The organism is Methylobacterium sp. Leaf85 (genome assembly GCF_001422125.1).
GTDB lineage: Bacteria > Pseudomonadota > Alphaproteobacteria > Rhizobiales > Beijerinckiaceae > Methylobacterium > Methylobacterium bullatum.
In genome coordinates this window covers 66,355-90,668 of the sequence record NZ_LMME01000009.1, presented here as the reverse complement: position 1 = coordinate 90,668, position 24,314 = coordinate 66,355, and the positions used below count along the sequence as shown (strand labels likewise).

Sequence of the window (24,314 nt, the reverse complement as noted above, 5' to 3'; positions counted from 1 at the left end):
CGGGGTCATCGCGAAACCTGAGCGAACGTCCTATTCCGGTCGCGCCAGCGGGAGCGATGCCATGCAGAAGCGCTACGAGATTTTCGCCGACTACCACCAGTTCTATCTCTGGGATCACGGCGAGATGCCCGACACGGCGCTGGATTACAGCGAGGACGACCTCCGGCGGAGGGTCAAGACGGCGCCGTTCCTCGTGGTGATCCAGCCCGAGCGCAACATGTCCGTGCCGGTGGAACTCGACATCGTCGACGCACCGCCCGACGAGGCCCTCGACCTCTGGGACCATGTGGTGGAGGCGAGCCTCGACCTGCCCTCGGGCCGGCTCGAAATCCACGAATGCACGGGCGGGTCCATCGACATCCTCTCGGTGGCACCCGGCACCTACCGCGTCCGCGCCTGTTTCGGCGGCCTCGATACCCTCACCGACGACCGCCTGGACGGCGAGGACCATTACCGCCTCGTCCTCTGGCCGGCCCCTGTCGCTCCCCTCGCGGTGATCAAGCACTACGCCGATCCCCGCTTATGAGGTGGCCCCGCTCCTTGCGGGAGAGCGACTGTCCTGTCGGTCGGGCGCCTTGGGGCTGCCATGGCGTGCTGCTCGGCAGGATGGCGTTGAGGAGGGTGAGAGCTTTTGGGCGGATGGCCGGTTTGGTGGCTTGCGTGAGGCGGGCGATCACGGCCGCGTCGAGGGGGGCGGTCTCGGCGCGCGTCCGCAACACGTAAAAGCCCGCCTCGGCCGAAGCCGGGCGGGTGAAGTTTTGCTCATAGGAAGGCTCCCCGAGAGGAGCGCCAGCATCTTGGCCCTTCTGGTATACCAGCGTCAAGCCCGGAAGGTCACCGGGTCGGCGGAAACCGCCATCTCGTCGGCTCCAGCGCCTCTCCGAGAGAATCGTCGCCCCATTCTGCGCCGAGATCCCCGGAAAAGAGCGGGGAGCCGTCGGCCCCCCGCTCGTCATGTGGTCTTTGTCTGCGTGTCGGGCCATCCGGTGCCGGAGGGCGACCGACCGCCGGGGAAGCCCGCGTCAGACGATGAACGACCCGCTGTCGAGGACATGATGGCCCTGAAGGAGGACGGAGAAGTCGACCGCTCCGTCGCCGTTGGTGTCACCCTGCAGGAGGGTGTTGCCGCCGCCGAACTTCATCCGCAACTCGCCGGCCTCGCCGGAGAACGCCTGGGTTCCGACGAACTGGAAGCCCTGGTCGCCGGCTAGCCCCGAATTCGCATCGATCGCGCTGAAGTCGATGCGGTCTCCTTGTGCGAAGTCGAAGTCCTTGACGATGTCGCGCCCGCCGATGGCGACGTCGCTGTCGGAGATGGCCTTGAACACGAAGGTGTCGGCACCGCCGCGGCCATAGAGAAGGTCACGGCCGTCGCCGCCGTAGATCGCGGTGTCACCGGCATTGCCGTAGATCTCGTTGTTGCCGGCATTGCCGTTGGCGGTGAGAGCCGCGGTTCCACTGAGAACCATCTTCTCCGTATTGGCTTCCATCGTGTGGCTGACGGTCGAGCGGATCGTATCGAAGCCCTCGCCCGGCTGTTCGATGGCGCGATCCCCGGCATTGTCGATGACATAGGTGTCGTTGCCGGTTCCCCCGCGCATGGTGTCGGCCCCGGTGCCGCCGAGCAGGGTGTCGTTGCCGCCGCGGCCCGTCATGACATCGTCGCCGGCCCCCCCGCTCAGACGGTTGTTGCCGTCGTTGCCGGTGATGGCGTTGTCGAGGTCGTTGCCGAAACCGCTCAGGTTGCCAGTCCCCCTCAGGACGAGGTTCTCGACATTGGCCGAGAGCCCGTAGGTCACCGAGGCATAAACCGTGTCGTTGCCCTCGCCCGGGAGTTCCACGATCTTATCGCCGACCCTGTCGACGAAGTAGGTGTCGTCGCCGAGACCGCCATGCAGGGTGTCGTTGCCGGTTCCGCCGTCGAGCCTGTCGTTTCCGCCCTTGCCGAACAGGATGTCGTTGCCGCCACCACCATTGAGCACGTTGTCCCCGCCGGTTCCGAAAATGGCGTTGTTCAAGCCATTGCCGGTCCCGTCGAGATCTCCGGCTCCGGTCAGCACGAGGCGCTCGACATTGGCCCCGAGGGTGTGGTCGATCGAGGAGCGCACGGTATCGGTGCCCTCGCCGGCCAACTCGATGACCCGATCGCCCGCAGCGTCGACCACGTAGGTGTCGTCGCCGGTGCCCCCGCGCATCGTGTCCGCACCGGTGCCGCCGAGAAGGGTGTCATTTCCCCCGCGTCCGGAGAGCGTGTCGGTACCGGCGCCGCCGTCGAGGCGGTTGTCGCTGTTGTTGCCGGTCAGGCTGTTGGCACCGCCGGTTCCGGTGGCGTCGATGGCGCCGGTTCCGGTGAGAACGACGGTCTCCACATTGGCACCGAGGCTGTAGGTCACCGACGAGCGGACGGTGTCGTTGCCCTCGCCAGCCTCCTCGATGACCTGATCGCCCGTGGAATCCACCACGTAGACGTCGTCACCGGCTCCGCCGCGCATGATGTCGTTGCCGGTACCGCCAACGAGGACGTCGTCGCCGCCACGCCCGGTGAGTCGGTCGTTGCCGGCCCCGCCGTCGAGGCGGTTGTCGCCATCATTGCCGGTGATCCTGTTGTCGAGGGCGTTGCCTGTCCCGTCGATGGCGCCGGTGCCCCTGAGAACGAGGTTCTCGACGTTGTCGGGAAGGGTGTAGGTCACCGACGAGCGGACGGTGTCGTCGCCTTCGCCGGCATCCTCCACAACGGTGTCGCCGGCCGAATCGACGATGTAGGTGTCGTCGCCCGCCCCGCCGATCATGGTGTCGTTGCCGGCGCCGCCGTCGAGGGTGTCGCCGCCGATGCCGCCGCGCAGGGTGTCGTCGCCGTCGCCGCCGGTCTGGGTGCCGCCGGCATCGATGACGATGTCGATGAGGTCGGGGGTGGCGTCGAGATTGAGGCCCACCAGCGAGACCGTTTCATCGAGGGTTCCGAGGAGGATGTCCACGGTGCCGCCCACGAGATCCGTCACCAGGTCTCCGACGTCCCCGAGAATGCCGGTGCTGGTTTCCGTTCCGAGGTTGACCGGCTGGAACGGCAGGTCGAGCGTCGCCAGGACCGTATCGCCGAGCTTGACCTCGACCCCGTCGTAGCCGCCGCTGGCCGAGACCGTTCCGGTCAACAGGCCGGTGGAGGCCTCGATCTCCCAATTGCCGCTGTAGTTGTAGGTGAGGCCGTTCGCCTCGATGGTGAGAACCTCGAACGTATCCGTTCGGCTGCCGTCGAGAAGGAGGTCGCCGACGCTGTCGACGAGGCCGGTGAATGTGAGGTCGGCACCACCCAGGTTGGGAACGAAGAAATCGCGAACGTCGAAGCCAGCATTGGTCAGGATCGAGACAGTGGCCATTGTTTTCTCCAAACCCACAAATCGAGAACGACGGGATAGATTGAAGATCATGCCGGCTTACATGGCATGGCGGGCACTTGAGGCCCGAGCTTCAAAGACCCAGCCCACTCGATCGGTTCCGGAGCACTGGCGTTGTTGCCGCTACATTGGCGGCTGGGTACGATTTAATACTTAACGATCGTTTCCATATGCTTCATGCACTGTATTCATCTTGATGCGGCGGGCTATCGTTTTGTGCCGTGCAGCATTCGATGGATAGCGGAGGCTAAAGCCTTCGGCTTCGAGCCGTTTCGAAGCGTCCGATCGGGCCCGCCAGCGCGACCGCGCGGCGGCTGCCGGACAAGGGATCCCGGCCGGAGGCGCGTCCCTCCCCACGTGTCGGACTACGATGTTCACGCATCTCGCGGGATGCGCGGGCACCCTCTCCTGGAAGGAGAGGGTGCCCGTCGCGCCTATGCCGAACCCTCTTGGATAGAGGGAACAGCCGTCGAGCCGATGTGTGAATCCTGTAGCTTCTGGGGAGAGGTCAGGAGTGGGAGTGGGTTTGCCAGCCTCCGCAGCATGAGGGTCGCCCGACCGCCCCCACCTCCAACTCCTCCCCGCGAGGTGGAGGAAGGCAGGGTGGCGCAGCCCGCGATATATGTGACGATCGTAGCTCTACCGATCCCGGCCGCCGGGGTGCGAATGTCGGACGTCGGCGTACAGCGCCTCGCACGCGTCCAGCCAGACGTCGTGCGTGAAGTGGCGGAGGACGCGCTCATGCGCGCCGCGTCGCGGGATGGCCAGCGCTCGCCCGATCGCGTCGGCGAGGGCTTCGTCGTCTCCGGGCGGGGCGAAGGCGCCCGCCTCGCCGATGACCTCGCGGGCCGCTCCCCTGTCGATGCCGGCCACGGGCAGGCCGCAGGCCATGGCCTCGATGGCGACGAGGCCGAACGGCTCGTCCCAGCAGGGGGTGAACAGAAAGACCGAGGCCCGTCCGATTTCCGCCGCGAGGGAGGCCCCGTCGAGATGGCCGCCATAGCGGATCGCGCCGCCGAGGAGTGGCCTGACCGCCTGTTCCCAGTATTCGGCGTCCTCCGTCGAGCCGAAGAGGGTAAGGGCGATGCCCGCCTTCCGCGCCGCCTCGATGGCGAGGTGCGTCCCCTTGTAGGGCGTGATCCGGCCGCACCAGACGGCGCTGCCGTCGCCACGGTCGCGGTAGGGCCAATCGGCCGGGTCGATGCCGTTGTGGAGCACCGACACTTCGGGCGGTGCCCCTTCCGGGAACCAGGCACGCAGCTGCCCTTGCGACGTCACCGTGATCCGGTGCGAGGGGGCGACACCGTCGTGAACGAACCAGCGCAGGGCATCGTAGGGCGGCACGTGGAGGGAGGTGACGGTGGGCACGGCCTCCGTTCGCCCGCGCGCCAGGGGCAGGCGGCTGAGGCTGTTGTTGTGGACCACGTCGAAGCCCCCGGCGGCGATCCGGTCGCAGGCGGCGGCGTAGCCGGCATCGAGATGGGCGATCAGCGCCGGGTTACCGGTATGCTCCTGCCCGGGGAACGTCCGCTCCTGGTGCTCGGGCAGGACCGGGTCGAGGGTGAAGCGCGGGTCGCTGTCGCCGGAGGCGAACAGCACGACCTCGTGGCCGCGGGCCTGCAGCCCTTGGGCGAGGTGCCAGCTATGGGCCTCCATGCCGCCCTTGAAGGGCTGGGCGATGGGCTGGCGCACATGGGCGAGGAGCGCGATCCTCATCGGATGGCTGTCATGCGGGCTCGGGCTCCGCCGCGAGGGTTCCGGCCCGTTGTTCAGTGAGGGCGGCGGCGTTGCGCGCATCGAGGATGCGGATGACCGAGGCGGTGTTGGAATAGGGCTGGTGACTCTGCTGGCCCGTGAGCGCCAGGTCGTCGGCATCCGGGCGGCGCAGGATGCGGATCGGCTGTCCGGGCGTGTCGTCGATCAGGCCCATGAGGCGGAACGCATGGAGCCAATGGCCCATGGTCCGGTAGCCCCACTTCGCCTCGAACAGTTCGGCGTTGCGCACCACGCTGTCGAGATGGTGGATCGGCGGCATGTGGTGCGGATGATACTGGTGATAGACGCGCGCGCCTTCGAGCCAGGCGATGGCGATGCCGCGCTGGTCGAGGAGCTTGCCGAAATCGGTGTCTTCGCCGCCATAGCCCGCATAGCGCTCGTCGAAACCGCCGACGCCGAGGAAGGTCGCCTTCCGCATGGCGAAGTTCAGCGACCAGAAGCAGCGATAATCGTTGCAGATCTCGATGCCCTCGGCCGGCGGGCCGCGCCGGTCGGAATGCCGGACGGCGACATCCGCGAACCCGTCGGAGCTCCACGCACCGGCGGTGGCCCCGCCGGGGAGATAGAGCACCTCGCCCATCAGCAATCCGTCGCATTCGCCGAGGCGACGGGCGTAATCGGCCACGAGGGTGGGCGCGGGGATGCAGTCCACGTCGAGGAAGACCACAGCCTCCCCCGACGCGGCCGCCACGGCGCGGTTGCGCGCGGCGGCCAGCGGCAGCGGGTCGCCCGCCACCGGGATCTGGCGGATCGGGAACGGCGCCTCCGGCAGGTCGTAGGGCTGGTCCTGCATGCGGGCGACGACGAGTTCGGCGGGTGCTTGCGTCTGACGCATCAGGCCGAGGACGAGGTTGGTGAGATGCGCGGGCCGTCCCTTGGCCAGCGTCACGACGGAAACGGTCGACATTCTCGAGGTCCGGTTTTGGGGATCGGAAGGGTTCAAGCGGCGGGCGCGCCGGCCCAGAGTTCGTCGGTGAGGTCTTCGAGCCAGCCGGCGGCGCGGGCGGCGGCGTCCGGGGCGTGGAGCGGGCGCAGGGTCTCGCCGTCGAGCCGGCGCGCGCGGTCGAGGAGGTCGCGCCAGCCCTGGAGGTCGCCGGGCCAGTGCGGGGCCTGCACGGCGACGCCGAGGCGCACCAGGGCCTCGGCCTTGCGGGTCTGCTCGCCGAAATAGCGCCATTCGGGCATCACCACGAGGCGCCCGCCCACCCGCGCGACCTCGTGGACCGTGTTGTCGCCGGCGGACGCGATGACGATGTCGGCGGCCGCGAGGTAATCGGTCACGGACGGCACCCAGCCGAGTTCGCGCAGGTTGCCGAAATCGGTCTCGTGGCCCTCGCGGTGGGTCGGCCCCAGGGTCAGCCAGAGGGCGTCCGGCACGGCGCGCGCCGCCACGGTGAGGGGGGCGTAGGGCGTGCCGCTGCCCCCGCCGCCGGTCACGGCGACGACGATCTCCCGGTGGGGATCGAGCCGCAGGCGGGCGCGGGCTTCGGCGCGGGGGAGCACCGGATCGACGCTGGTGCAGAGGCCGCCGCTGTAGAAGGTCCTGGCGCGCAGAGAATCCGGGTAATCGTCCTGCTCCAGCCGCTCGTCGAAGGGGGCGAGCATGCCGATACAGGCCTCGTAGGCGCCCACATGGCCGATGTCGGAGCGGTCGCCGTGCATGCGGATCTGCACGGCCGGCACGCTCGCCGCGCGCGCCAGCAGGGCGATCTCGGCCGAGACGTCCACCACGAACAGGCCGACCTCCCGGTCGTCGAGATGGTCGAGGATGGTGCGCATGGTCCGGCGCGTCTCCCTCACGCCCAGCGGCACGCAATGCATCACGCGGGGCGTCGGCTCGGCGAACAGGCGCGCGGTGGGCACCCGGGCGCCGATCATGTCGGGCAGGGCGACGATCTCGATGTCGCGGGAGAACCCGTCGAACAGGCTCGGATCGGCGGTGAGGACGGAGACCGGGCGCGTGGCGGAAAACTCGGCCACCACGGCGCGGGTGCGGTTGGCGTGTCCGCGCCCCTGGTGGTGGACGAAGAAGGCGATGGGTTTCGTCATGGGGCTCGGGTCGGGGTCAGGAGAACAGGCGCGTGCCGGGCTGCCGGGCGGCGGCGATCTCGGCGGGGTCGGGGGTGCGCAGGCGCCGGATGGAGGTGGCCTGCGCGTCCCAGGCGATGAGGCCGGCCTCGCGGAACTGGCCGAGCCAGTATTCCATGCACCAGCTGCCGTGCCGGGCATGGAAGCGGGTGGCGTTGCGCAGGATCGACTCGAAATGCGGCAGGGGCGGCACGTGGACCGGGTGATGCTGGTGGTAGGCCCGCGCCCCGGCGATCCAGAAGGTCGGCAGGCCGGAGGCCGCGAGGCGCAGGGCGAAATCGGTTTCCTCGCCGCCATAACCCGAGAAGCCCTCGTCCATGCCGCCGACGCTGCGGTAGGCCGAGGCCGGGAGGGCGAAGGACAGGCCCCAGAGCTCCCGCGCCTCCGGCTCCGGGCGCAGTCCGGTCTCCGGGATCGGGGGCTTGGCCGGATGCACCCGCCCGGCACGGTCGAGTGCCTCGCAATCGAGGCTGGCCCCCACTGCGCCCTCGGGCAGGTAGAGCACTTCGCCCAGCAGCAGCGCCTCGGCCTCGGCTCCGGCATAGGCCGCCACCAGACCCGGCCCGGGGATGCAATCCACGTCGAGGAAGATCAGGCGCGAGCCCTGCGCCGCCTCGGCGGCGCGGTTGCGGGCGGCGGCCAGCGGCATCGGCTCCCCCGGTACATGCAGGTGCCGGACGGGACAGCCGGGATCCGGCAGGTCGTGGGCCGGCTCCGGCTGCATCCAGGCGATCACGAGTTCCAGGGGCGCCACCGTCTGCCGGACGAGCCCGCGCATCAGGTTGCGCAGATGCCCGTCCCGGTGGCGGACCAGGGTGAGAACGCTCACCGAGCGCGCTCTAGCCGGCATGGACGGGCATCTTCCGGAAATGCGCCACGCCCTCGATGACGCCGCGCGCATGAGAGGCGCGGGCGACGTAGGAATGGCCGAGCGCCGCATGGGTGGCGAGGTCATCGGAGAAGTTGGCGACGATGATCGCCTGTCGCCGCACCCGCAGCATCTCCACGTCGTTGCCGGAATCGCCCGCCACGAACACGTTGCCCTCGGTAAGCCCGTACAGCGCGCGGACATGGTCGACCGCCGTCCCCTTCGAGGCCGCGGGCGGCAGCACGTCGAGGTAGCGGCCGTGGCTGTGGATGATGGAGGCGGCGAGGCCCGAGGCGTCGAGCCTGCCCCGCACGCGCCGGGCGGTGGCGGCATCGCCGAAATAGCTGAGCTTGTGCGGGCGCTGCTCCAGGGGGCCTTGCGGAACGAGGTCGGGAACCTGCCCGAGCACGGCCCGCACGTCCTCCCGGCTCCAGCCACGGGAGACCGTGTCCCGCCACGCCCGGTCGGCGGTGTAGCTCACCCCGTTGGCGTCGAGATGGTAGATCTCCGAACCCACCGACGTGATCATCACCTGGGGGCGCGGGCTCGCCTGCTGCTCCAGGATCGCCATGGCGCTGTGGAACGACCGCCCGGTGGCGACGCCGAAGGCGAGGCCCTCCTGCTCGCTGCGCCAGAGGCGGAACGCGGTGAGGCCGGCGTCGCACCCGACCAGGGTGTTGTCGATGTCGCAGATCAGGAGCTGGCGCGGATGGCTCGACGGCGCCTCGGCCGCCCCGAGGGCGCGCAGCAGGGCGTGGTAGCGCAGGGCGTGCCGGTCCCAATCGTAGGCCGCCGCCGCCCGCTCGCCGCCGGCGACGTAGCGGTCGCGCAGGCCGGGCTCGGTGAGGATGCGCAGGCAGGCCCGCGCGATCCCGGCCGGATCGCGCGGATCGACGAGGAGGCCGTTGCCGCAGGTCTCGACGATGTCGTTGGGACCGCCGCTGTCGGTGGCGACCAGGGGCAGGCCGGCGGCGGAGGCCTCGAGCAGGGTCAGGCCGAAGGGCTCGTTGAGGGCCGGGTTGACGAACACCCCGCCGCGCTCGCGGGCATAGGCGTAGAGGGCCGGCACGTCGTCGGGGCGGTGGGTCTTCGGATAGGCCACAAGCCCGTAGAGGTCGTGGCGGTCGATGAGCACGAGGAGGTCGCGCATGGTCTCGGCCATGCCGCCGTCGAGGTCGTCGAGGTCGTCGCGGGTGCCGGCCACGAGGACGAGGTTGGCGCGCGCCTGCAGTTCCGGGCTCTCGCCATAGGCGGTGACCAGGGCGGCGAGGTTCTTCCTCGCCACGGGCCGGGCCAGCGCGAGCAGCGCGGGTTTTCCGGGCTCGCGCAGGAAACGGTCGATGGAGGCGTCGACCCTCGGGCAGGTCCGCGCCGCGTGGAAGCGCGCCAGGTCGCTGCCCGGCGGCAGCACGCGGATGCGGCCGGGATCGTAGGCGGCATAGGTCGCGTATTGCACCTCGGCCTCGTCGCGCGAGGAGGCGATGACCAGGGCGGCGCGGGCCAGGGCCGTCTCCTCGGCCGCGATCCGGTGGGCCAGGGACGGGGTATCCGTCGGCGGCCGGCCCATGGCGCGGGCCTTCACCCGTCCGAGGGAATGCGCGGTGAACACGAAGGGGATGCCGAGCCGGTCCTCGACCAGGGCGGCGACGGCGGCCGCATCGGCATAATGCGCGTGGATCATGGCGGGGCGCATGGGCTGCGCGGCGATCCACGCGACGAGGGCTTCGGAGAAGCTCGCCACCTCCCCGTGCAGCGCTTCCTTGGGCAGGTAATCCGGCGACGCGCTGGCGAGTCGCACGATCGTCACCTTGTCCGATACGGCTTCCTCGGGCACGGCGTAGTCGGCTCCGAGCGCACTTTCGAACAGACGGGTGGCGATGACGATCCGGTCCGAGGCCGAATCCCGGTCACAGGCCCGGACGAGATCGAGCAGGTAGCGGATATGGCCGCCCGTATCGGCGGTGAGGCCGTAGGCGACGTCGTCACCGCGAAGACATCCTTGAAGCGCGATATGAAGAACGAACATCAGCGGCGGGGTGCCGGCGCGTCAACCACGGATAAAATGTCGACTTTCATACCTAAAATACAAGAACAACCCGTGATCCGTATCGCGCAGGTCGCACCCAACATCTTTCCGACCCCTCCGACGCATCATGGCGGGACGGAGCGCGTCATCCATGATCTCAGCATAGCACTGCGAAACTTGCAGGTTGAGGTAACGCTCTTCGCCCCGGCGGACAGTGTGACAGATATACCAAGGGTCGGGGATCATCTCAGTCTCGCCGCCCTGGAGGCCCGTGAGGGCCGCGTGGCTCCGGGAGTGCCGGCAGCCCTGGAAGCGCTCCAGATGGAAGCGCTTGCCCGCCGCCTCGACGATTTCGACATCGTCCATTGCCACGGCGAGTTCGCGCATGCGCCCGTGCTCGGCGCGCGGCGATGCCGCAGCCTGACGACCGTGCATTGGCGCGTGGACGAGCGCGACCGGGCGCTGTTCTTCGCCGGCTTCCCCGACCTGCCCGTGGCGGCGATCTCGGCGGCGCAGGAAGCCGGCATCCCGGCGGCGAACCGCGCCGGCATCGTCCATCACGGCATCGCGCGCGACCGTTACGCCCTGCGGAGCGAGCCGGAGGGCCATCTCGCCTTCATCGGCCGGATGACCGACCAGAAGCGGCCCGACGTCGCCATCCGCGTCGCCCGCGCGGCGGGCCTGCCGATCCGCCTCGCCGGAACCGTGGATGTGGGGAACCCGGATTATTTCGACCGGGCGGTCCGCCCGCTGCTCGGTGACGACGCCGTCTATGTCGGCCCGGTGGACGATGCGGCCAAGGGCCGGCTCCTCGGCGGCGCGCGCGCCCTCTTGTTTCCCATCGACTGGCCCGAACCCTTCGGCCTCGTGATGATCGAGGCCATGGCCTGCGGCACCCCGGTGATCGCCTGGAACCGGGGCTCCGTGCCGGAGATCGTCGAGGACGGGGTCACGGGCTTCGTCGTCTCCTCCGAGGCCGAGGCGGTGGCGGCCCTGGCGCGGGTGGGCGAGCTCGACCGGGCGCAGGTGCGCCGCCGCTTCGAGGCGCGCTTCACCGCCGAGCGCATGGCCGCCGACTACCTCGCGATCTACCGGCGCCTGCTCGGCCGGTGAGCGGGCGCATGCGCACGGCGCTCCTCGCCTGGGACTATCCCCCCGCCCCGAGCGGGCTTTCCACCGCCGCGCGCGAGATCGCCGAGAGCCTGAGCGCGCTCGGCGTCACTGTCACGGTGTTCACCCTCGACCGCACCGGGTCCGGCGACCATGCGGGCGTCGGGATCGAGGGGATCGGCCTCCCGCCGGGCTCGCGGCTCGCGCGGCTGCGCCTGTGGGGATCGGCCGGGCACCTCGCCGCGCCCATGGCCTTCCGCCGGGCGGTGCTGCGGGCCCATGCCCGGCATCCCTTCGCTTGCATCGAGGCCACGAACTGGTACGGGCCGGCCGCCCTGCTCGGAGGCGGCGCGGCCCCGCCCCTGGTCACCCGCAACTCCACGCCCGCCGCCTTCTCGCGCGAACCGGCCGCCTCCCTGCGCGACCGCCTGGACGGTCTCGCCGCCGACCGGCTGGAACGCCGGCAGGCGAGGGCGAGCGCCGGCCTGATCTCGAATACCGGCGAGCACGCGGCGCGGATGACGGCGCTCTACGGCCTTCAGCCGGCCCGGCCCCATACCGTCCGGCCCCATACCGCCCGGCCCCATACCGCCCGGCCCCATACCGCCCGGCCCCATGCGGTGATCGGCCTGAGCCTGCCCCCGGAGATGCTGGAACGCGGCCGCGCCGCTCCCTATCCGGAGGCCACGGACGGCCCGATCCGCCTGCTGTTCGTCGGCCGGGCCGAGGCGCGCAAGGGGTTCGATCTCCTGCTCGCCGCCGCCGCGATCCTCGGTGCCGATTGCGAGGCCGGAACGCTTCCCCCCTTCGAGATCGCCCTCGTCGGCGTGCCCGAGGCCGATCTCCCGCCGGATTGTCCCGCCGTCGCGCGACGGCGCCTGCGCCCCTTAGGCCGGATCGACGCCGTGGCCTTGGAGGCCGCCTATGCGCGAGCGCATGTCGTCCTCGCCCCCTCGCGCTACGAGAGTTTCGGCCTCGTCTACCAGGAAGCCCTGGCCCATGGCCGCCCGGTGGTGGCCTGCGCGGAGGATGCCAGCGCCCGCGCCTTCATCGGTGGGCCGGGCGCAGGCCTTCTCGCGCGGGAAGCGACGGGGGCGGCCCTGGCCGAGGCCATCCGTCCGCTGCTCCTGGATTCCGCCCTGCGCCTGCGCCTGCGGGACCGCGCCCTTTCGGCGAGCGGCGCCTTCGACCGGGCGCGGCTCGGGGCCGAGACCCTGGCGCTCTACGAACGGGCCATCGCGGCAGCGCGTCAGGGCCGGTAGGGGCGCAGCAGCGCCGTCTCCTCCTCCGGGCGCCCCCGGCCGGGGTCCATCGCCTCGTAGCGCCGGGACCGCGCCTCCACATGGGCGCGCGAGAGCCGGTGCTCGATGGCGCCGTGGAGGGAGATGAAGCCCCGCCGCCACGCGCCGCCGAGATCGGGCCGCTCGTGAACACGCCCCCCGAAACGGACATCCGCGCGGTTCAGGCGGTACTGAACGTCCGGATAGACATCCGACAACACCCCGTCGACGCGGTTGCGCCGGGGCAGGCCGATGGAGAGGACGTCTCCCTCCTCGGCCAGGGCGGCAAGGGCCGGAAGCAGCTCACCCACGGCGGCTGCCAACTCCTCGTCGGCGTCGAGCTGGAGCGTCCAGGCACGGCGCGACAGGGCCTGCAGCGCGTTGCGCTGGGCCGCGAAATCTCCGGCGAGGGGGCGGGCGGCGACCCGCACGGCGCCGGAGGGATAGCCGGCGATGGCGGCGGAAACCGGCGGGCTGTCGGGGGCGTCGACGAGGACCACCACGTCGCCGGTCCAGGCCGCATGGGCGGAAAGGCGGGCCAGCACCGCATCCAGATCCTGCGGCCGGCAGAGGAGGCCGAGCGAGACCGTGGCCGGCAGCGCGGCATCGAGATCGAACAGATCGCCGGCGGCGGCCCGCTCGGAATGCGGGTGCAGCAGGGCTTCCCGGTCGGCCCCGCCGACCGGCCTGACGCCACGGCGCAGCCGGGTGGCGGCAAGGCGCAGGGTGTAGATGTCGAGACCGTAGGGCGCTTGCGGATCGAGGCGGAACACGCGCCCGGCCAGAGCCCGCGCGAGATCGGCCCAGCATGCGGCCGGGTCCGCCCCGTCCCGGACGAGCACGCCGCACGAGGCACAGGCGATGGAAAACGCCCGCCGCCGCCCATCCTCATGGAGGATGTGCCGGTCCGTCGGCTCGAGGCTATCGGCCTCACAGACGAAACAGCGTCGCATGGTTCTCCCTCATCGCGCCCGGCCTCGCCGCGCCTGAGCGGGTTCGCGGGTTTAAGGACGCAAAACCGGCGACCGCTTCCGCGGACCCTGCCTGGCATCGTCGGCATCAATGCGCGGTTTCCGGGAGGGTATGAAGGGGCCTGGGCCTTCTGGGGAGCCCCCCACTGAACGACCCGACCCGCCGGGCTCGCACCGCGGCGGATTTTTGGGTTGAAGCCAAGCTTCGCCGCCCTAGATGCCGTCGTCCTACCCACAAGGAAGGATATCCGATGAAAGACCTGCGCTCCCTCGCGCTCGCCGCGGCGCTCGTATGTGCCGGCTTGACGTCAACGGCCCAGGCCGCTCCGCTGGCCGTGGACGCCACCGCGCTCGGACAGCCGGCGGCGGTCGAAACCGTACAGTACGGGTACGGGTACCGGTCCGGTTATGGGCATTCGCCCCAGTACCGCTATCGGAAGCACATTCGCCGGCAGATGCTCCACGATCGCCGGTATGGGGCGCATCTGCGCCGCCAGGATCAGAACTATCGTCGCGCTCGCCGCTACGGATACTGACGGGCCGCAGACTTCAGAGCGAAGAGCCCTCGCATTGGGACCCCGCCCGGCGAAAGCCGGAGCGGGGTTTTTGCTGCGCCATGTGTGCGCAGCGGCACCTCGTCCCCATGTCGGCACCGATCCCGTCCCGGAATGGATTGCCGGCTGATCTTCATCGACGATACTCTCGCGCATGGCATGGAGGGGGCCATGACGTTGGATCGATATGGTATCGACGCAAGAGATCGCTCTTGATCGGACACAGCGCATCGGTGAGGGAAGAAGTGCCGAAGTCTTTGTCGACAAATCGGGCCAGATACTGAAGCTCTACAAGGCGAAATGGGGAAAGTCCCTCGCCGAAAAGGAGTTCGTCGCGACGTCGTTCGCCCATTCCCAAGGCCTGCGCGTCCCGGCTCCCTTGGGAATCATCGAGCGGCACGGACGATCCGGCGTGCTGTTCGAGCATATCGACGGCAAGACGGTTCTCGAACACTTCAGGAGGAACCCGGTCGGCATGCTGGGCGCCCTGAGGCAACTCGCGCATATTCAATTCGGCATCCACACCATCGTCAATGCTCCGCTTCCCAACCAGCAGGACGCACTGCGCGTTCAAGTCTCCAGAGCGAGAGTGCCTGCCTGGCTGAAGCAAACGACGCTCGCCGTGCTCGATCGCCTGCCCGATGGGGACAATCTCTGCCACGGAGATCTCCACCCCGAGAACGCGCTCTACACGCCGGACGGTCTGGTCGTCATCGACTGGGAAAAGTCGACGGCAGGGCATCCCACAGCGGACGTCGCCCGCACCGAGCTCATCCTTCGATCCGGACGCACCCGCTTCGTCAACGCCTGGGCGAAGGCGGCCGATGCGCAGATCCGCGCGAGATTGGCCGATTTCTATGTCTGGACGTATTGCCGGTTGAGCGGCCTCGACAGGCGGGACATCGACGCCTGGCGACTGCCCGTGATCGTCGCCCGCCTGTCCGGGCAGGCCGCCCCGAACGAGGACGACCTTCAGGCGGAAGCGAGGCGGCTGGGACACCACTTCGCGCATCTGATCTGATGCGTGGCCCGCCGCCGGGACCGGCCTGAGCCACGGCGAGCGAGTCGAGCCGTAATGCAGCGGGTGGGCGGGGCCAACGCCACGCCGTTCGCGAAGGCGGCGGACACCATCATGCGGAGACCGAGGCTCGTCAAGCGGTCCACGCCGTGCGGCTAAGATTTGTGGGGAAGCAGTTAAGAGACTGCGAACTCTCGGGAAATTTGGTCGGAGTGGCAGGATTTGAACCTGCGACCCCCACGTCCCGAACGTGGTGCGCTACCAGACTGCGCTACACTCCGACGGCCGGCGTCTCCACCGGCGAGCGGACGTATAGCGAGGCCGGCGCGGGGCCGCAAGCGCCATCATGGCCCTTGTTGCGATATGGCGGCGGGACGGGCGGCCCAATCGGGGGCAAGGGTGCGGCGGATGCAGCCGACATCGGCCGCCATGACCGCGATGGCGGCGGCATGGCCCGGTGCCGTGGAGAGGGCATGCAGGCTCCAGGCCTTCGTCCCGGCCGGCATCGTCAGCAACTCCGCCCTGTCCGGCGTGACGGAGACGGCAAAGCTGTCGAGGGGCAGGGAGAGGCCCTGGCCGGTGGCCTTCGCAACGGCCTCCTTGCGGGTCCAGCAGGCGAAGAACGCCGCCGTGAGGTCGTGGGGCGGGAGGGTTTCGAGGGCGGCGATTTCCTCTCGCGCGAAATGCGCCCGCGCGATGCGCAGCAGATCGGGCATCGGGCGTATTTCTTCCACGTCGACGCCGATCTCCGCCGAGGAGGAAAGCCCGATCAGGGCGCGGCTGCCGGAATGGGACAGGCTGAAGCGGCATGACCGGGCCTGCTCCCCCGCGAGATATGGTTTGCCGGAGGGCGCCGCGCCGAAGACGAGGCCGCGCGGGTCCGATCCGAGCCGTTCCCCGAGCACGAGGCGCAGGGCCGCGTGGCTCGCCTCGAACCGCCAGCGATCCACGTCGCGGACGAATCGGGAGGCGCGCGCGATCTCGTCGTCGGAGAGAAGATCCCGGCACGTCGCCCGATGGTCGATGGCCCGGGTGAGATCGACGTCCCAAACGGTGACGTCAGGATCCGTCCCCGCTCGGTCCGGCGTCCCGGTGCCTGTCGGCTCGTTCGGACAAGCGGAGGTCACCCGTCAGATCGACGGGCCGGAGGTGCCGTCCCACTCGCGAGCGACGACGAGGCCGAGATAGGCGATCTGACAGAGGGCGGCCAGGCCGTAGAACGTGCCGACGGCCGCGGGCCACGCGAGACCGTGCTCGACGGCGACGGCGGCAGTGATCGTCACGCTCGCGGCAAGGATCACCGCGAGGGCCATCAGCGGCCTATGCGCCCCACCGGTCTCGTCATGGACTTCCCGCACAACGCACCTCGACGCCATCGACGTCCGTCATCTCACACGTGGGATGCCGAAGCGTTAATGTGCCGGGGCCGGGCGCGGGCGGCAAGTACCGTCCGATCAGACGTACACGTTACCGGCGGTCTGTGGAAAACGCTCGGCCAGGGCGCGCCGGAGCTTTTCCAGGGCGCGGTTCTCGATCTGCCGGACCCGCTCCTTCGAAATGCCGAGACGGCGGCCGAGCGCCTCCAGGGTCGCCTGATCCTCCGTGAGTCTCCGCTCGCGCAGGATGCGCAATTCGCGCTCGGACAGCACGGTGAGCGCCTCGTTGAGCCAAGTGAGCCGGCGCTCGCCATCCACCGAGGCCGAAACCGTCTCGTCGGGCAGGTCGGACCCGTCCACGAGGAAATCCATCCGCTCGGAGGAGGCCTCGCTCTCCTCGCCCACGGGGGCGTTGAGAGACATGTCCGGTCCAGACAGGCGCGCATCCATCAGGGCCACGTCCTCGCGCGAGACGCCGATGGCGGTGGCGATGCGGCGATGGATCTCGTCGCCCACATGCTCCTCGGTGGATTGCATCAGCTTGGCGCGAAGGCGACGCAGGTTGAAGAAAAGGGCCTTCTGGGCCGAACTCGTGCCGCCGCGGACGATGGACCAGTTGCGCAGGATGTAATCCTGGATCGAGGCCCTGATCCACCACGTGGCATAGGTGGAGAAGCGGACTTCCCGCTCCGGTTCGAACCGGGCCGCCGCTTCCATCAGGCCCACATGCCCCTCCTGGACGAGGTCGGCCATGGGCAGGCCGTAATGCCGGAAGCGTCCCGCGATGGCGATGACGAGGCGCATATGGGCGGAGATCAGGCGGTGGAGCGCGTGCTCGTCGCGCTCGTCCTTCCAGCGGACGGCGAGGCCACGTTCCTCGTCTCGCGCCAGGAAGGGCGCCTCCATGGCCGTACGAATGAACTGTCGCCGTATCCCCGCGATGTCCGCCATTCCCGCCTCCGCCTTTCGTCCGTTGCGTGCGCGCACCGCGACGGACGTTCCGGGTCGGTCGACCCGAATGGTCCGGAAAGCGAGGGCACCAGCCCGGGGGCATCGCCCAGGCACCGGACAACGGAGCCGTTACGTGGATAGTTCCGCCGGCTCAGGCTGACAGGGGGCCGTGACCCTGCGGCGCATCGGAGCATCCGGGCGACGGTCGTTGGCGCGACCGCTGATGCGGTGCCGACAAAGAAAAAGGCCCGGCGCTGGTGCGCCGGGCCCGATCGTCCGATGAATCCGTCTGAGATCGGCGGTCCGCTCAGGCGGCCTCTTCCCGGATCTCGTCGCTGTCGCCTTCCGCCTCGGCATCGCCCTCGGCTTCCGCCTCACCCTTGGCGCGGCGGGGCGACTTGGCGAGGCTCTGCTCGATCAGCTTGAGCGCCTCCGTCTCGGTGATCTTGTTCACCGAGGAGATTTCGCGCAGCACGCGGTCGAGGGCAGCCTCGTAGAGCTGGCGCTCGCTGTAGGATTGCTCGGGCTGGGCCTCCGAACGGTAGAGGTCGCGGACCACCTCGGTCACCGACAGCAGGTCGCCGGAATTGATCTTGGCCTCGTATTCCTGAGCGCGGCGCGACCACATGGTGCGCTTGATCCGGGCGCGACCGGTGAGCACGTCGAGGGCCTTCTTGACGAGTTCCGGCTCGGCGAGCTTGCGCATGCCGACGCTGTTGGCCTTGGCGGTGGGCACGCGCAGGACCATCTTGTCCTTCTCGAACGAGACGACGAACAGCTCGAGCTTGTAGCCGGCGATCTCCTGCTCCTCGATCGCCGTGATGCGGCCGACGCCATGAGCTGGGTACACCACCGCTTCGCCGGTCTTGAAGCCTTGGCGGCCTGCCGTCGTCTTCTTGGCTGTCGTCATGCGAGAAGCGCCTCCAGAACATCGCGCGGGTCGAGTCGCGCTGAACCTTCATTCCCGGGGTGGGTGACCCGGCTTGAGCCCCTTGTCCGCCGGCCATCGATGCGTCATGCACCGGCCGAGCGGGTCCCAGGCTAACCGATCATCCACACCATGCGATCGGGGTCGCGGAAGGCGCATGCGCCTCCAGCGGTCGATCACATGCCGCCTCGTCTCGCCGAGGTAGCGTCCCAGGAAGATGGGAAGCCGACTCTGTCGAAAAGTTTGAAAACCACCGGTGAGGTAGCCAAAGGCAGCACGTCAGGCACGAACGACGGCAGGCGGTCTACATACCACAAACCGGGCGCCGAATCAAAGGATTGCCGACGCAGGGCATGCGTGCGCGACCGGTCGGGCCGGGCTCCGCACGGCGCTCGATGCACGCGGGGAGGGAATCTCCGAAGACCTGCCGGGTCGACGCTTCCGCAGGCCGGCCCGCCATCCGCGGCGTCGTGAAGCGCCCGTGTCCGTCGGCGGGCCGGGGATCACGTGTCCGTGACCTCGAGGCGAACCGGGAGTTCCGGGCCACCGGCCCGGCCGAGGGGTCAGTCGCCGGTGCCGGGGGAGGCCGAGAAATGCGCCTCGAGCTTGCCGGCGACGCCGTCCCAGTCCTTGGCGTCGGACGGGGCGTCCTTCTTCTGCGTGATGTTGGGCCAGCTCCGCGCGTAATCGGCGTTGAGCTTCAGCCAGGTTTCCAGGCTCGGCTCGGTGTCGGGCTTGATCGCCTCGGCGGGGCATTCCGGCTCGCAGACGCCGCAATCGATGCACTCGTCGGGGTGGATGACGAGCATGTTCTCGCCCTCGTAGAAGCAATCCACGGGGCAGACTTCCACGCAGTCCATGTACTTGCACTTGATGCAATTGTCGGTGACGACGTAGGTCATGTGCCCTTCAGCCCTATCCGTGGTGGGGTGGATCGCGAGACCCGAGCCCGCTTGGCCCCGATCCTAGACCGGCCTCCCGCACGGCTCCGTTAACGCGTCCGTGTGTCACGCGCCTCGCGGACGGCGCGTCGACCGCCCCGCCCGTCATTTCCGCACGGCTCTATCCCCTGCCAGGGTGGCTGACAAGCAGCGGCGGCTCACGCCGGCTGCGGCAGGTGCGTCCGTGCCACACCCAAGGAGGCTATCGGATCCGCCCATCCGCCGGCCGGCCGCTCCCTTTATCCGAGAGGGTCCGACAGGAGACGCGACGGGCGCCCTCGTACCGTGAATAGTGCCGCATCCGGCAAACTTTCCGGTGCGGTGGCGGGCGAAAGACCGTTGTTACCAAGGGTCGCAGAGCCCGCAGGGGAGCTCGGATCGTCACCGGCCGTTCCATCGACCCCGAACAGTCGCTCTCCTCGAATGCGAGGCACGCCATGAACGACAACGAGCATGCCGTCTACGCCATCGCTCCGGAACTCGGAGGATGGACGGTCTACGACACCAAGACTCTGGAGCCGGCACTGGTGAAGAGCGTCCGGCAGGTCGGCCTGGGTCGGGAGGCCGCGCATGCGATGGCGGACGCCCTCAACGCCATGGAGCGGACGGCGCCCGGATCGTCCCTGGCCCTGCCGGACGGACCGGCCTAAGCCGGTTCGCGTTGGCAAGCCAACGCATCACCCGGCTTAGCTCTTTGCTGTGTCGCAGGTTTTCGATCGCAGAACCGGGGGCCACTTCTGCGAAACCTGCTCAGGACCCGACGCCCCATCCGCGAGACCCCGCACCGGCGGCCTGTTCAAAGGAACTCGACCCATGTCGTCATGGCCGGGCCTCGACGATCCCCACCTCGCCCTCGTCGGCAACGCGCCGGAGATCGGCGATCACGGCCGGGCCATCGATGGGGCGTCCTGCGTAGTGCGCTTCAACAACGCCGCGGGTTTCGGCGGCCCGGCGGGATCGCGCGTGACCCTCCTCGCCCTCGTCAATCGCGGAGGCCAGGCCCGCGCCTGGGTGGAGGATGACGGGTTCCTCGATCGCCCCGTGATCCGGCAGGCCCGCACTTACCTGCTGGCCTTCCCCGAACTCTCGCCGGACGAGGAGGGAGCCCATGAGCGCGTCTGCTGGACGGCGCCCCTGCGGGACAAGCTCGCCCACCGCCCGGTCCATGTCCTGCCCTCCGCCCTGCATGACCGCGCCCGCCAGCAGCTCGCCCCCCGCGTCTCCGGCACCCCGAATCCGAGCACGGGCTTCCTGGTGGCGCTCGCCATCCTCGAGGGGCGGAGCCCGTCCCTGCCCCCGATCGACGTCTATGGGTTCGGCTTCGCCGGCTGGTCGGGCCACCCCTGGGACGCCGAGCGGGACTGGTTCACGGCCTGCGGCGAGGCCGGACGCCTGCGGCTCCATCCTCCCGCCGCGTCCTGACCTCGGCGCGACCGCCAGGCATGGCAGCCTGACGGCGAAAGGTTCCACAGCCGAGCGCAATCCCCATAGTTTTCCCCCAAATATAGATCTCTCATTTTTGGGAGCCTCAAGGCAGAACGAGCGTTCTTTTGATGACTGACAGCGCAATGACGCGTCGGTACGAAATAATACACTCGTTGAAGTGGGATGATGTCTATGGCCGCCAAACAGAAAACCTTGAATGATGCTTTCTATGAGACCCTCAAGGACGTCTATTACGCCGAGAAGCAATCCGTTCGCGCGTTGAAGAAATCGGCCAAATCCGCCGAGCACGACGAGCTGCGTCAGGCGTTCGAGACCCATGCCGAGGAGAGCGCCGTCCAGGTCGAGCGCCTCCAGCAGGTGTTCGAGATCATCGGCAAGTCGGCGCGGGCCAAGACCTGCGAGGCCATGCAGGGCCTGACCGCCGAGATGGAAGAGGATCTCGAGGATTTCGGCGACAGCCCGGCGGCGGATGCGGTTCTGATCGGCTGCGCACAGGCCGTCGAGCATTACGAGATCGCCCGCTACGGCACCCTCAAGACCTGGGCGAGCCAGCTCGGCTACGAGGACGCCGCCAAGCTCCTCGACGAGACCCTTCAGGAGGAGAAGAAGACCGACGAACTCCTCACGCAGATCGCCCTGGGCCTCAACGTCGAGGGCTCCGAGGAGGCCGGGACCGAAGAGGCGGCCGGGACGGAGGACGAGCCGGCTCCCCGGAAGAAGGGCGCCAAAGCCGAGTCCGGGTCCAAGCCCAAGTCCAAGGCCGAGTAGGGAGATCGAACCATGGTCGATACCAGCAAGATCCGGGAGCACATGCCGGTCGTCGGGTCGGATGACGGGCATGTGGGCACGGTGGACCATCTCGACGGGCAGCGCATCAAGCTCACCCGGACCGACCCCGAAGCCGAGGGTCGGCACCACTTCCTCCACGTCGACTCGATCGATGCGGTGGAGGACGGCAAGGTCAAGCTGAACCGGACCTGCGCCCAGGCCAAGGACGAATGGGGCACCGCGGAATAGCGCGGCGCGTCGGGCCGGAATGCGAAGGGGTTGCCCATGAGGCGACCCCTTTTTTCCGGCCTCACCCCGGCCTGGACATCGAGACCGAAGGCCGAGCCCCGGACCGGACGGATTCGTCGATGCGCGCGAGAGGCACGAAATCTACTCCGCCGGCGCGTGCGCGGTCGGCGCCAGCGCCGGGACCGGGACCGCGCCCCGGGCCGCCGCGTAGAGCAGGCCGGCCACCAGCATGTAGGCGAGCGCCAGGGTCGGGGTCACCGCGAAGCCCACGGCGGGCCCGTGCATGAAGCCGAAGAAGGTCAGCACGCCGCCGGCCGCCGCGAAGGCCGAGGCCCTCGGGAAGTCGCGCTCGATGATGAAGGTCGCGATGGCGCCGAGGATCAGCCCGCCGAGGATCGCGCCTTCACCGAGCACGGCGAGCCCGTGATAGAGCACCCCGACCTGTCCGAGCTTGTCCATGCCCACCGCAGCGGCGCTGGTGCCGGCCGCCCCCAGCGCCCCGTCGATCAGCGTCTTGGCCCAGGCCGCGAGATGCGGCGCGAAGGCCAGCACGATGGCGGGCGCGTGCGAATGCGGCGTCTCTTGGAAGGCCTGCGCCCCGATCAGCATGCCGATATAGAGCAGGATCGGCGAGATCGCGACGATGGGCACCACGCTGGAGATCAGCGAGATCAGGTTCAGCCAGGCGAGAAGCAGCACGACGATGCCGGTGGCGAAGGAGTAGCCGATCCGCCCGCCCATCGCCTTCCATCCGGGATGGCCGATATAGACGGCGTTGATGAAGGGGTTGCCCATGAGGCAGCCGATCAGGCTGACGATCCCGTCGGCGGTGAGCACCCGCGTGGTCGGGTAGGCGTCGCCCGCCACTTCCGCGCTCTCGACATTGTCCATCGCCTCCACGAGGTCGTAGATGCCGAAGGGGATCGCCGTCACCAGGATGATCCCGATGAACTCGAAGCCGCCGAAGACATGGCCGATGGCCGGCAGCGGCACCGAGAAGCCGATGCCGGAGAGCGCGCTCGCGAGGCCGGGGCCGCTGACCCCGCCGATGTCGATCCCGACGAGCTTGGCGCCCCAGGCGACCGCCATGCCGAACAGGATGGCCACGAGGCCGGCCGGAAGCCGGCCCGGATAGCGCACGCCGCCGAACCACGCGAGCAGGATGATGGCGAAGGCGACGACGCCGATCACCGGGGTCTGGATCAGCTCCAGCGCCGGGCGCATGGCGATGAAGGTGACGGAGACGCCGGCGAGGGTTCCGAGGAGCGCCGCGCGCGGCGTGATGCGCCGGATGACCGGGGCGATGAAACCGCCGATCATCAGCATGAAGCTCTGGATGAACACCCAGGCGAGCCCCGCCTCCCAGGCCTTCACCGGATCGCCGGTGGAGAGCTTGATCGGCAGCATGATCACGAAGACCACGATGAACATGTGCGGCACGCTGATGCCGGAGGGCAGCGCGCAGACGTCGTCGCGGCCGCTGGTCTTGGCGAGCCGGTAGCCGAGCCAGCCGTAATAGGCGGTGGAGAGGAAGAGCATCAGGCCGACGGCGGGCAGGATGCGCCCGAAGGTGATCGCGTCGGGCATGCCGAGGACGAAGCGCAGCAGGCCCGTGAGCACCAGCATGTTGACGAGGATGTTGGTGCCGAAGCCGAAGAACGCGTTCCAGTCGCCGGGCACCCAGAGGGCCGGGCGGCGGGATGCGCCGGCCGTGTTCGTCATGCCGCTCGCCATGGTGCCCTCCATCGTGCCAGGGCGAGGCGAGTGCGCCGCGCCGGGAAAAGGGGTTCAGCCGTGCCGGCCGAGGGCAGCGATGACGCTGTCCGAATCCGAGACCCAGCCGAAGATGCCGCCCTGCGCCTTGATCATCGCGAGGCCGGCGGCGTGGAACTCGGGGATGTACGACGCGCAGGCATCGGCGACGACGACGCAGCGATAGCCGCGGTCGTTGGCCTCGCGCACCGTCGTGTGCACGCAGACCTCGGTGGTCACGCCGCAGACGAGAAGGGTCGCGATGCCGCGGGCCGCGAGCACGTCGGCGAGTTCGGTGGCGTAGAAGGCGCCCTTGCCGGGCTTGTCGATCACCGGCTCGCCGTCCTGCGGCGCCAGGGCGGGAATGATGTCGTGCCCCGGTTCGCCCCGGATCAGGATGCGGCCCATCGGTCCGGGCTGACCGATCCGGGCCGTGGGCTCGCCGCGCTCCAGCTTGGCCGGCGGCGCATCGGAGAGGTCCGGGCGGTGTCCCTCCCGTGTATGCACGACCAGGAGTCCGGATGCGCGGGCCACGTCGAGAAGGGCCCTCGTCGGCGGCACGGCGGAGGCGAGGAGCGAGGCGTCGTTGCCGAGGCTCTCCCCGAAGCCGCCGGGCTCGAGGAAATCGCGCTGCATGTCGATGATGAGAAGGGCCGTGCTCGACGCGTCGAAGGGGAGCGGGGACGGCTGGGCGTCGAGGAGGTTGGGCATGAGGGGCCTCTCCCAATCGCGAATCGGGCTGACTGCGCCTCATCATGTATGCAAGGATGGGGAAATCCTTGCCCAAACCATACACTTCGATGCCCGAAGATTCGCCTCG

Annotated in this window: 23 protein-coding genes and 1 tRNA gene; 9 read left to right on the top strand and 15 right to left on the bottom strand. The window is 69.2% G+C overall.

Annotated elements, in window-relative coordinates; all coding sequences use genetic code 11:
* Positions 1 to 61 precede the first annotated feature (61 nt).
* A complete protein-coding gene (locus ASF08_RS08040; RefSeq protein ID WP_056143559.1) occupies positions 62 to 526 on the top strand; it encodes a hypothetical protein in 465 nt (154 codons plus the stop codon).
* 496 nt (positions 527 to 1,022) lie between these two features.
* On the opposite strand, the gene ASF08_RS08030 is transcribed toward ASF08_RS08040, so the two are convergent.
* From ASF08_RS08030 to ASF08_RS08005, 6 genes are all read right to left on the bottom strand, one after another.
* Positions 1,023 to 3,374, bottom strand: coding sequence for a calcium-binding protein (locus ASF08_RS08030; RefSeq protein WP_056143553.1), 2,352 nt, complete (start codon positions 3,372 to 3,374; stop codon positions 1,023 to 1,025).
* 657 nt (positions 3,375 to 4,031) lie between these two features.
* Complete coding sequence (locus ASF08_RS08025) at positions 4,032 to 5,108, bottom strand: glycosyltransferase (protein WP_056143549.1); 1,077 nt, start codon at positions 5,106 to 5,108, stop codon at positions 4,032 to 4,034.
* Positions 5,109 to 5,118: 10 nt separating this feature from the next.
* Positions 5,119 to 6,075: a galactosyltransferase-related protein gene (locus ASF08_RS08020; protein WP_056143546.1), complete on the bottom strand. Its 957-nt coding sequence runs from the start codon at positions 6,073 to 6,075 to the stop codon at positions 5,119 to 5,121.
* A gap of 32 nt (positions 6,076 to 6,107) precedes the next feature.
* Positions 6,108 to 7,217, bottom strand: coding sequence for a glycosyltransferase (locus ASF08_RS08015; RefSeq protein WP_056143543.1), 1,110 nt, complete (start codon positions 7,215 to 7,217; stop codon positions 6,108 to 6,110).
* Between the two features lie 16 nt (positions 7,218 to 7,233).
* The gene (locus tag ASF08_RS08010) at positions 7,234 to 8,106 is read right to left on the bottom strand and encodes a glycosyltransferase family 2 protein (protein WP_056143540.1); all 873 of its coding nucleotides are present in this window, start codon (positions 8,104 to 8,106) and stop codon (positions 7,234 to 7,236) included.
* Positions 8,096 to 10,150, bottom strand: a complete 2,055-nt coding sequence (locus ASF08_RS08005; RefSeq protein ID WP_056143537.1) for an HAD-IIB family hydrolase — start codon at positions 10,148 to 10,150, stop codon at positions 8,096 to 8,098. The genes ASF08_RS08010 and ASF08_RS08005 overlap by 11 nt, the downstream gene beginning before the upstream one ends.
* A 72-nt stretch (positions 10,151 to 10,222) precedes the next feature.
* On the opposite strand from ASF08_RS08005, the gene ASF08_RS08000 reads away from it, so the two are divergent.
* Together ASF08_RS08000 and ASF08_RS07995 are read left to right on the top strand one after the other, a co-directional pair.
* Positions 10,223 to 11,263, top strand: coding sequence for a glycosyltransferase family 4 protein (locus ASF08_RS08000; protein ID WP_056143534.1), 1,041 nt, complete (start codon positions 10,223 to 10,225; stop codon positions 11,261 to 11,263).
* 8 nt (positions 11,264 to 11,271) lie between these two features.
* A complete protein-coding gene (locus tag ASF08_RS07995) occupies positions 11,272 to 12,522 on the top strand; it encodes a glycosyltransferase family 4 protein (protein WP_056143531.1) in 1,251 nt (416 codons plus the stop codon).
* On the opposite strand, the gene ASF08_RS07990 is transcribed toward ASF08_RS07995, so the two are convergent.
* Positions 12,510 to 13,493 carry a hypothetical protein gene (locus tag ASF08_RS07990; protein ID WP_056143529.1) on the bottom strand — a complete coding sequence of 328 codons (984 nt, stop codon included), beginning with the start codon at positions 13,491 to 13,493 and terminating at the stop codon, positions 12,510 to 12,512. The two genes, ASF08_RS07995 and ASF08_RS07990, sit on opposite strands and share 13 nt — an antisense overlap.
* 269 nt (positions 13,494 to 13,762) lie before the next feature.
* On the opposite strand from ASF08_RS07990, the gene ASF08_RS07985 reads away from it, so the two are divergent.
* Positions 13,763 to 14,047: a hypothetical protein gene (locus tag ASF08_RS07985; RefSeq protein WP_018045669.1), complete on the top strand. Its 285-nt coding sequence runs from the start codon at positions 13,763 to 13,765 to the stop codon at positions 14,045 to 14,047.
* A 205-nt stretch (positions 14,048 to 14,252) separates the two neighbouring features.
* The gene (locus ASF08_RS07980; protein ID WP_056143526.1) at positions 14,253 to 15,086 is read left to right on the top strand and encodes a phosphotransferase family protein; all 834 of its coding nucleotides are present in this window, start codon (positions 14,253 to 14,255) and stop codon (positions 15,084 to 15,086) included.
* Between the two features lie 201 nt (positions 15,087 to 15,287).
* On the opposite strand, the gene ASF08_RS07975 is transcribed toward ASF08_RS07980, so the two are convergent.
* The 6 genes from ASF08_RS07975 to fdxA all read right to left on the bottom strand — a co-directional run bounded on the left by ASF08_RS07975 (position 15,288) and on the right by fdxA (position 19,240).
* Positions 15,288 to 15,364: transfer RNA gene (locus ASF08_RS07975), tRNA-Pro, on the bottom strand.
* Positions 15,365 to 15,427: 63 nt separating this feature from the next.
* Positions 15,428 to 16,210, bottom strand: coding sequence for a 4'-phosphopantetheinyl transferase family protein (locus tag ASF08_RS07970; RefSeq protein ID WP_082473122.1), 783 nt, complete (start codon positions 16,208 to 16,210; stop codon positions 15,428 to 15,430).
* A 3-nt stretch (positions 16,211 to 16,213) separates the two neighbouring features.
* Positions 16,214 to 16,459, bottom strand: coding sequence for a hypothetical protein (locus ASF08_RS07965; RefSeq protein WP_156629507.1), 246 nt, complete (start codon positions 16,457 to 16,459; stop codon positions 16,214 to 16,216).
* A 78-nt stretch (positions 16,460 to 16,537) separates the two neighbouring features.
* Positions 16,538 to 17,410: an RNA polymerase factor sigma-32 gene (locus ASF08_RS07960; protein WP_026176254.1), complete on the bottom strand. Its 873-nt coding sequence runs from the start codon at positions 17,408 to 17,410 to the stop codon at positions 16,538 to 16,540.
* Between the two features lie 307 nt (positions 17,411 to 17,717).
* A complete protein-coding gene (locus ASF08_RS07955; RefSeq protein ID WP_018045674.1) occupies positions 17,718 to 18,320 on the bottom strand; it encodes a CarD family transcriptional regulator in 603 nt (200 codons plus the stop codon).
* A 581-nt stretch (positions 18,321 to 18,901) separates the two neighbouring features.
* Positions 18,902 to 19,240, bottom strand: a complete 339-nt coding sequence (gene fdxA, locus ASF08_RS07950) for a ferredoxin FdxA (protein ID WP_018045675.1) — start codon at positions 19,238 to 19,240, stop codon at positions 18,902 to 18,904.
* Positions 19,241 to 19,716: 476 nt separating this feature from the next.
* On the opposite strand from fdxA, the gene ASF08_RS07945 reads away from it, so the two are divergent.
* The 4 genes from ASF08_RS07945 (at position 19,717) to ASF08_RS07930 (ending at position 21,742) form a co-directional block, all read left to right on the top strand.
* Positions 19,717 to 19,929 carry a hypothetical protein gene (locus tag ASF08_RS07945; protein WP_056143520.1) on the top strand — a complete coding sequence of 71 codons (213 nt, stop codon included), beginning with the start codon at positions 19,717 to 19,719 and terminating at the stop codon, positions 19,927 to 19,929.
* A 163-nt stretch (positions 19,930 to 20,092) separates the two neighbouring features.
* On the top strand, positions 20,093 to 20,701 hold the full coding sequence (locus ASF08_RS07940) for a hypothetical protein (RefSeq protein WP_056143517.1): 609 nt from the start codon (positions 20,093 to 20,095) through the stop codon (positions 20,699 to 20,701).
* 195 nt (positions 20,702 to 20,896) lie between these two features.
* Positions 20,897 to 21,493 (top strand): YciE/YciF ferroxidase family protein, encoded by a 597-nt coding sequence (locus ASF08_RS07935; RefSeq protein WP_056143514.1) that lies wholly within the window; start codon positions 20,897 to 20,899, stop codon positions 21,491 to 21,493.
* A gap of 12 nt (positions 21,494 to 21,505) precedes the next feature.
* Positions 21,506 to 21,742 carry a DUF2171 domain-containing protein gene (locus tag ASF08_RS07930; RefSeq protein ID WP_056143511.1) on the top strand — a complete coding sequence of 79 codons (237 nt, stop codon included), beginning with the start codon at positions 21,506 to 21,508 and terminating at the stop codon, positions 21,740 to 21,742.
* A gap of 141 nt (positions 21,743 to 21,883) precedes the next feature.
* Here ASF08_RS07930 and ASF08_RS07925 read toward each other — a convergent pair whose 3' ends face one another.
* Both ASF08_RS07925 and ASF08_RS07920 read right to left on the bottom strand, forming a co-directional pair.
* Positions 21,884 to 23,476 carry a hypothetical protein gene (locus ASF08_RS07925; protein WP_056143505.1) on the bottom strand — a complete coding sequence of 531 codons (1,593 nt, stop codon included), beginning with the start codon at positions 23,474 to 23,476 and terminating at the stop codon, positions 21,884 to 21,886.
* A gap of 54 nt (positions 23,477 to 23,530) precedes the next feature.
* Positions 23,531 to 24,205, bottom strand: coding sequence for a cysteine hydrolase family protein (locus ASF08_RS07920; protein WP_056143502.1), 675 nt, complete (start codon positions 24,203 to 24,205; stop codon positions 23,531 to 23,533).
* Positions 24,206 to 24,314 lie beyond the last annotated feature (109 nt).

Bases quoted from the DNA above. Each gene is read 5' to 3' on its own strand.
- ASF08_RS08040 (WP_056143559.1), top strand. From the start codon at position 62: ATGCAGAAGCGCTACGAGATTTTCGCCGACTACCACCAGTTCTATCTC.
- ASF08_RS08030 (WP_056143553.1), bottom strand. From the start codon at position 3,374: ATGGCCACTGTCTCGATCCTGACCAATGCTGGCTTCGACGTTCGCGAT.
- ASF08_RS08025 (WP_056143549.1), bottom strand. From the start codon at position 5,108: ATGAGGATCGCGCTCCTCGCCCATGTGCGCCAGCCCATCGCCCAGCCC.
- ASF08_RS08020 (WP_056143546.1), bottom strand. From the start codon at position 6,075: ATGTCGACCGTTTCCGTCGTGACGCTGGCCAAGGGACGGCCCGCGCAT.
- ASF08_RS08015 (WP_056143543.1), bottom strand. From the start codon at position 7,217: ATGACGAAACCCATCGCCTTCTTCGTCCACCACCAGGGGCGCGGACAC.
- ASF08_RS08010 (WP_056143540.1), bottom strand. From the start codon at position 8,106: ATGCCGGCTAGAGCGCGCTCGGTGAGCGTTCTCACCCTGGTCCGCCAC.
- ASF08_RS08005 (WP_056143537.1), bottom strand. From the start codon at position 10,150: ATGTTCGTTCTTCATATCGCGCTTCAAGGATGTCTTCGCGGTGACGAC.
- ASF08_RS07995 (WP_056143531.1), top strand. From the start codon at position 11,272: ATGCGCACGGCGCTCCTCGCCTGGGACTATCCCCCCGCCCCGAGCGGG.
- ASF08_RS07990 (WP_056143529.1), bottom strand. From the start codon at position 13,493: ATGCGACGCTGTTTCGTCTGTGAGGCCGATAGCCTCGAGCCGACGGAC.
- ASF08_RS07985 (WP_018045669.1), top strand. From the start codon at position 13,763: ATGAAAGACCTGCGCTCCCTCGCGCTCGCCGCGGCGCTCGTATGTGCC.
- ASF08_RS07980 (WP_056143526.1), top strand. From the start codon at position 14,253: ATGGTATCGACGCAAGAGATCGCTCTTGATCGGACACAGCGCATCGGT.
- ASF08_RS07965 (WP_156629507.1), bottom strand. From the start codon at position 16,459: ATGGCGTCGAGGTGCGTTGTGCGGGAAGTCCATGACGAGACCGGTGGG.
- ASF08_RS07960 (WP_026176254.1), bottom strand. From the start codon at position 17,410: ATGGCGGACATCGCGGGGATACGGCGACAGTTCATTCGTACGGCCATG.
- ASF08_RS07955 (WP_018045674.1), bottom strand. From the start codon at position 18,320: ATGACGACAGCCAAGAAGACGACGGCAGGCCGCCAAGGCTTCAAGACC.
- fdxA (WP_018045675.1), bottom strand. From the start codon at position 19,240: ATGACCTACGTCGTCACCGACAATTGCATCAAGTGCAAGTACATGGAC.
- ASF08_RS07945 (WP_056143520.1), top strand. From the start codon at position 19,717: ATGAACGACAACGAGCATGCCGTCTACGCCATCGCTCCGGAACTCGGA.
- ASF08_RS07940 (WP_056143517.1), top strand. From the start codon at position 20,093: ATGTCGTCATGGCCGGGCCTCGACGATCCCCACCTCGCCCTCGTCGGC.
- ASF08_RS07935 (WP_056143514.1), top strand. From the start codon at position 20,897: ATGGCCGCCAAACAGAAAACCTTGAATGATGCTTTCTATGAGACCCTC.
- ASF08_RS07930 (WP_056143511.1), top strand. From the start codon at position 21,506: ATGGTCGATACCAGCAAGATCCGGGAGCACATGCCGGTCGTCGGGTCG.
- ASF08_RS07925 (WP_056143505.1), bottom strand. From the start codon at position 23,476: ATGGCGAGCGGCATGACGAACACGGCCGGCGCATCCCGCCGCCCGGCC.
- ASF08_RS07920 (WP_056143502.1), bottom strand. From the start codon at position 24,205: ATGCCCAACCTCCTCGACGCCCAGCCGTCCCCGCTCCCCTTCGACGCG.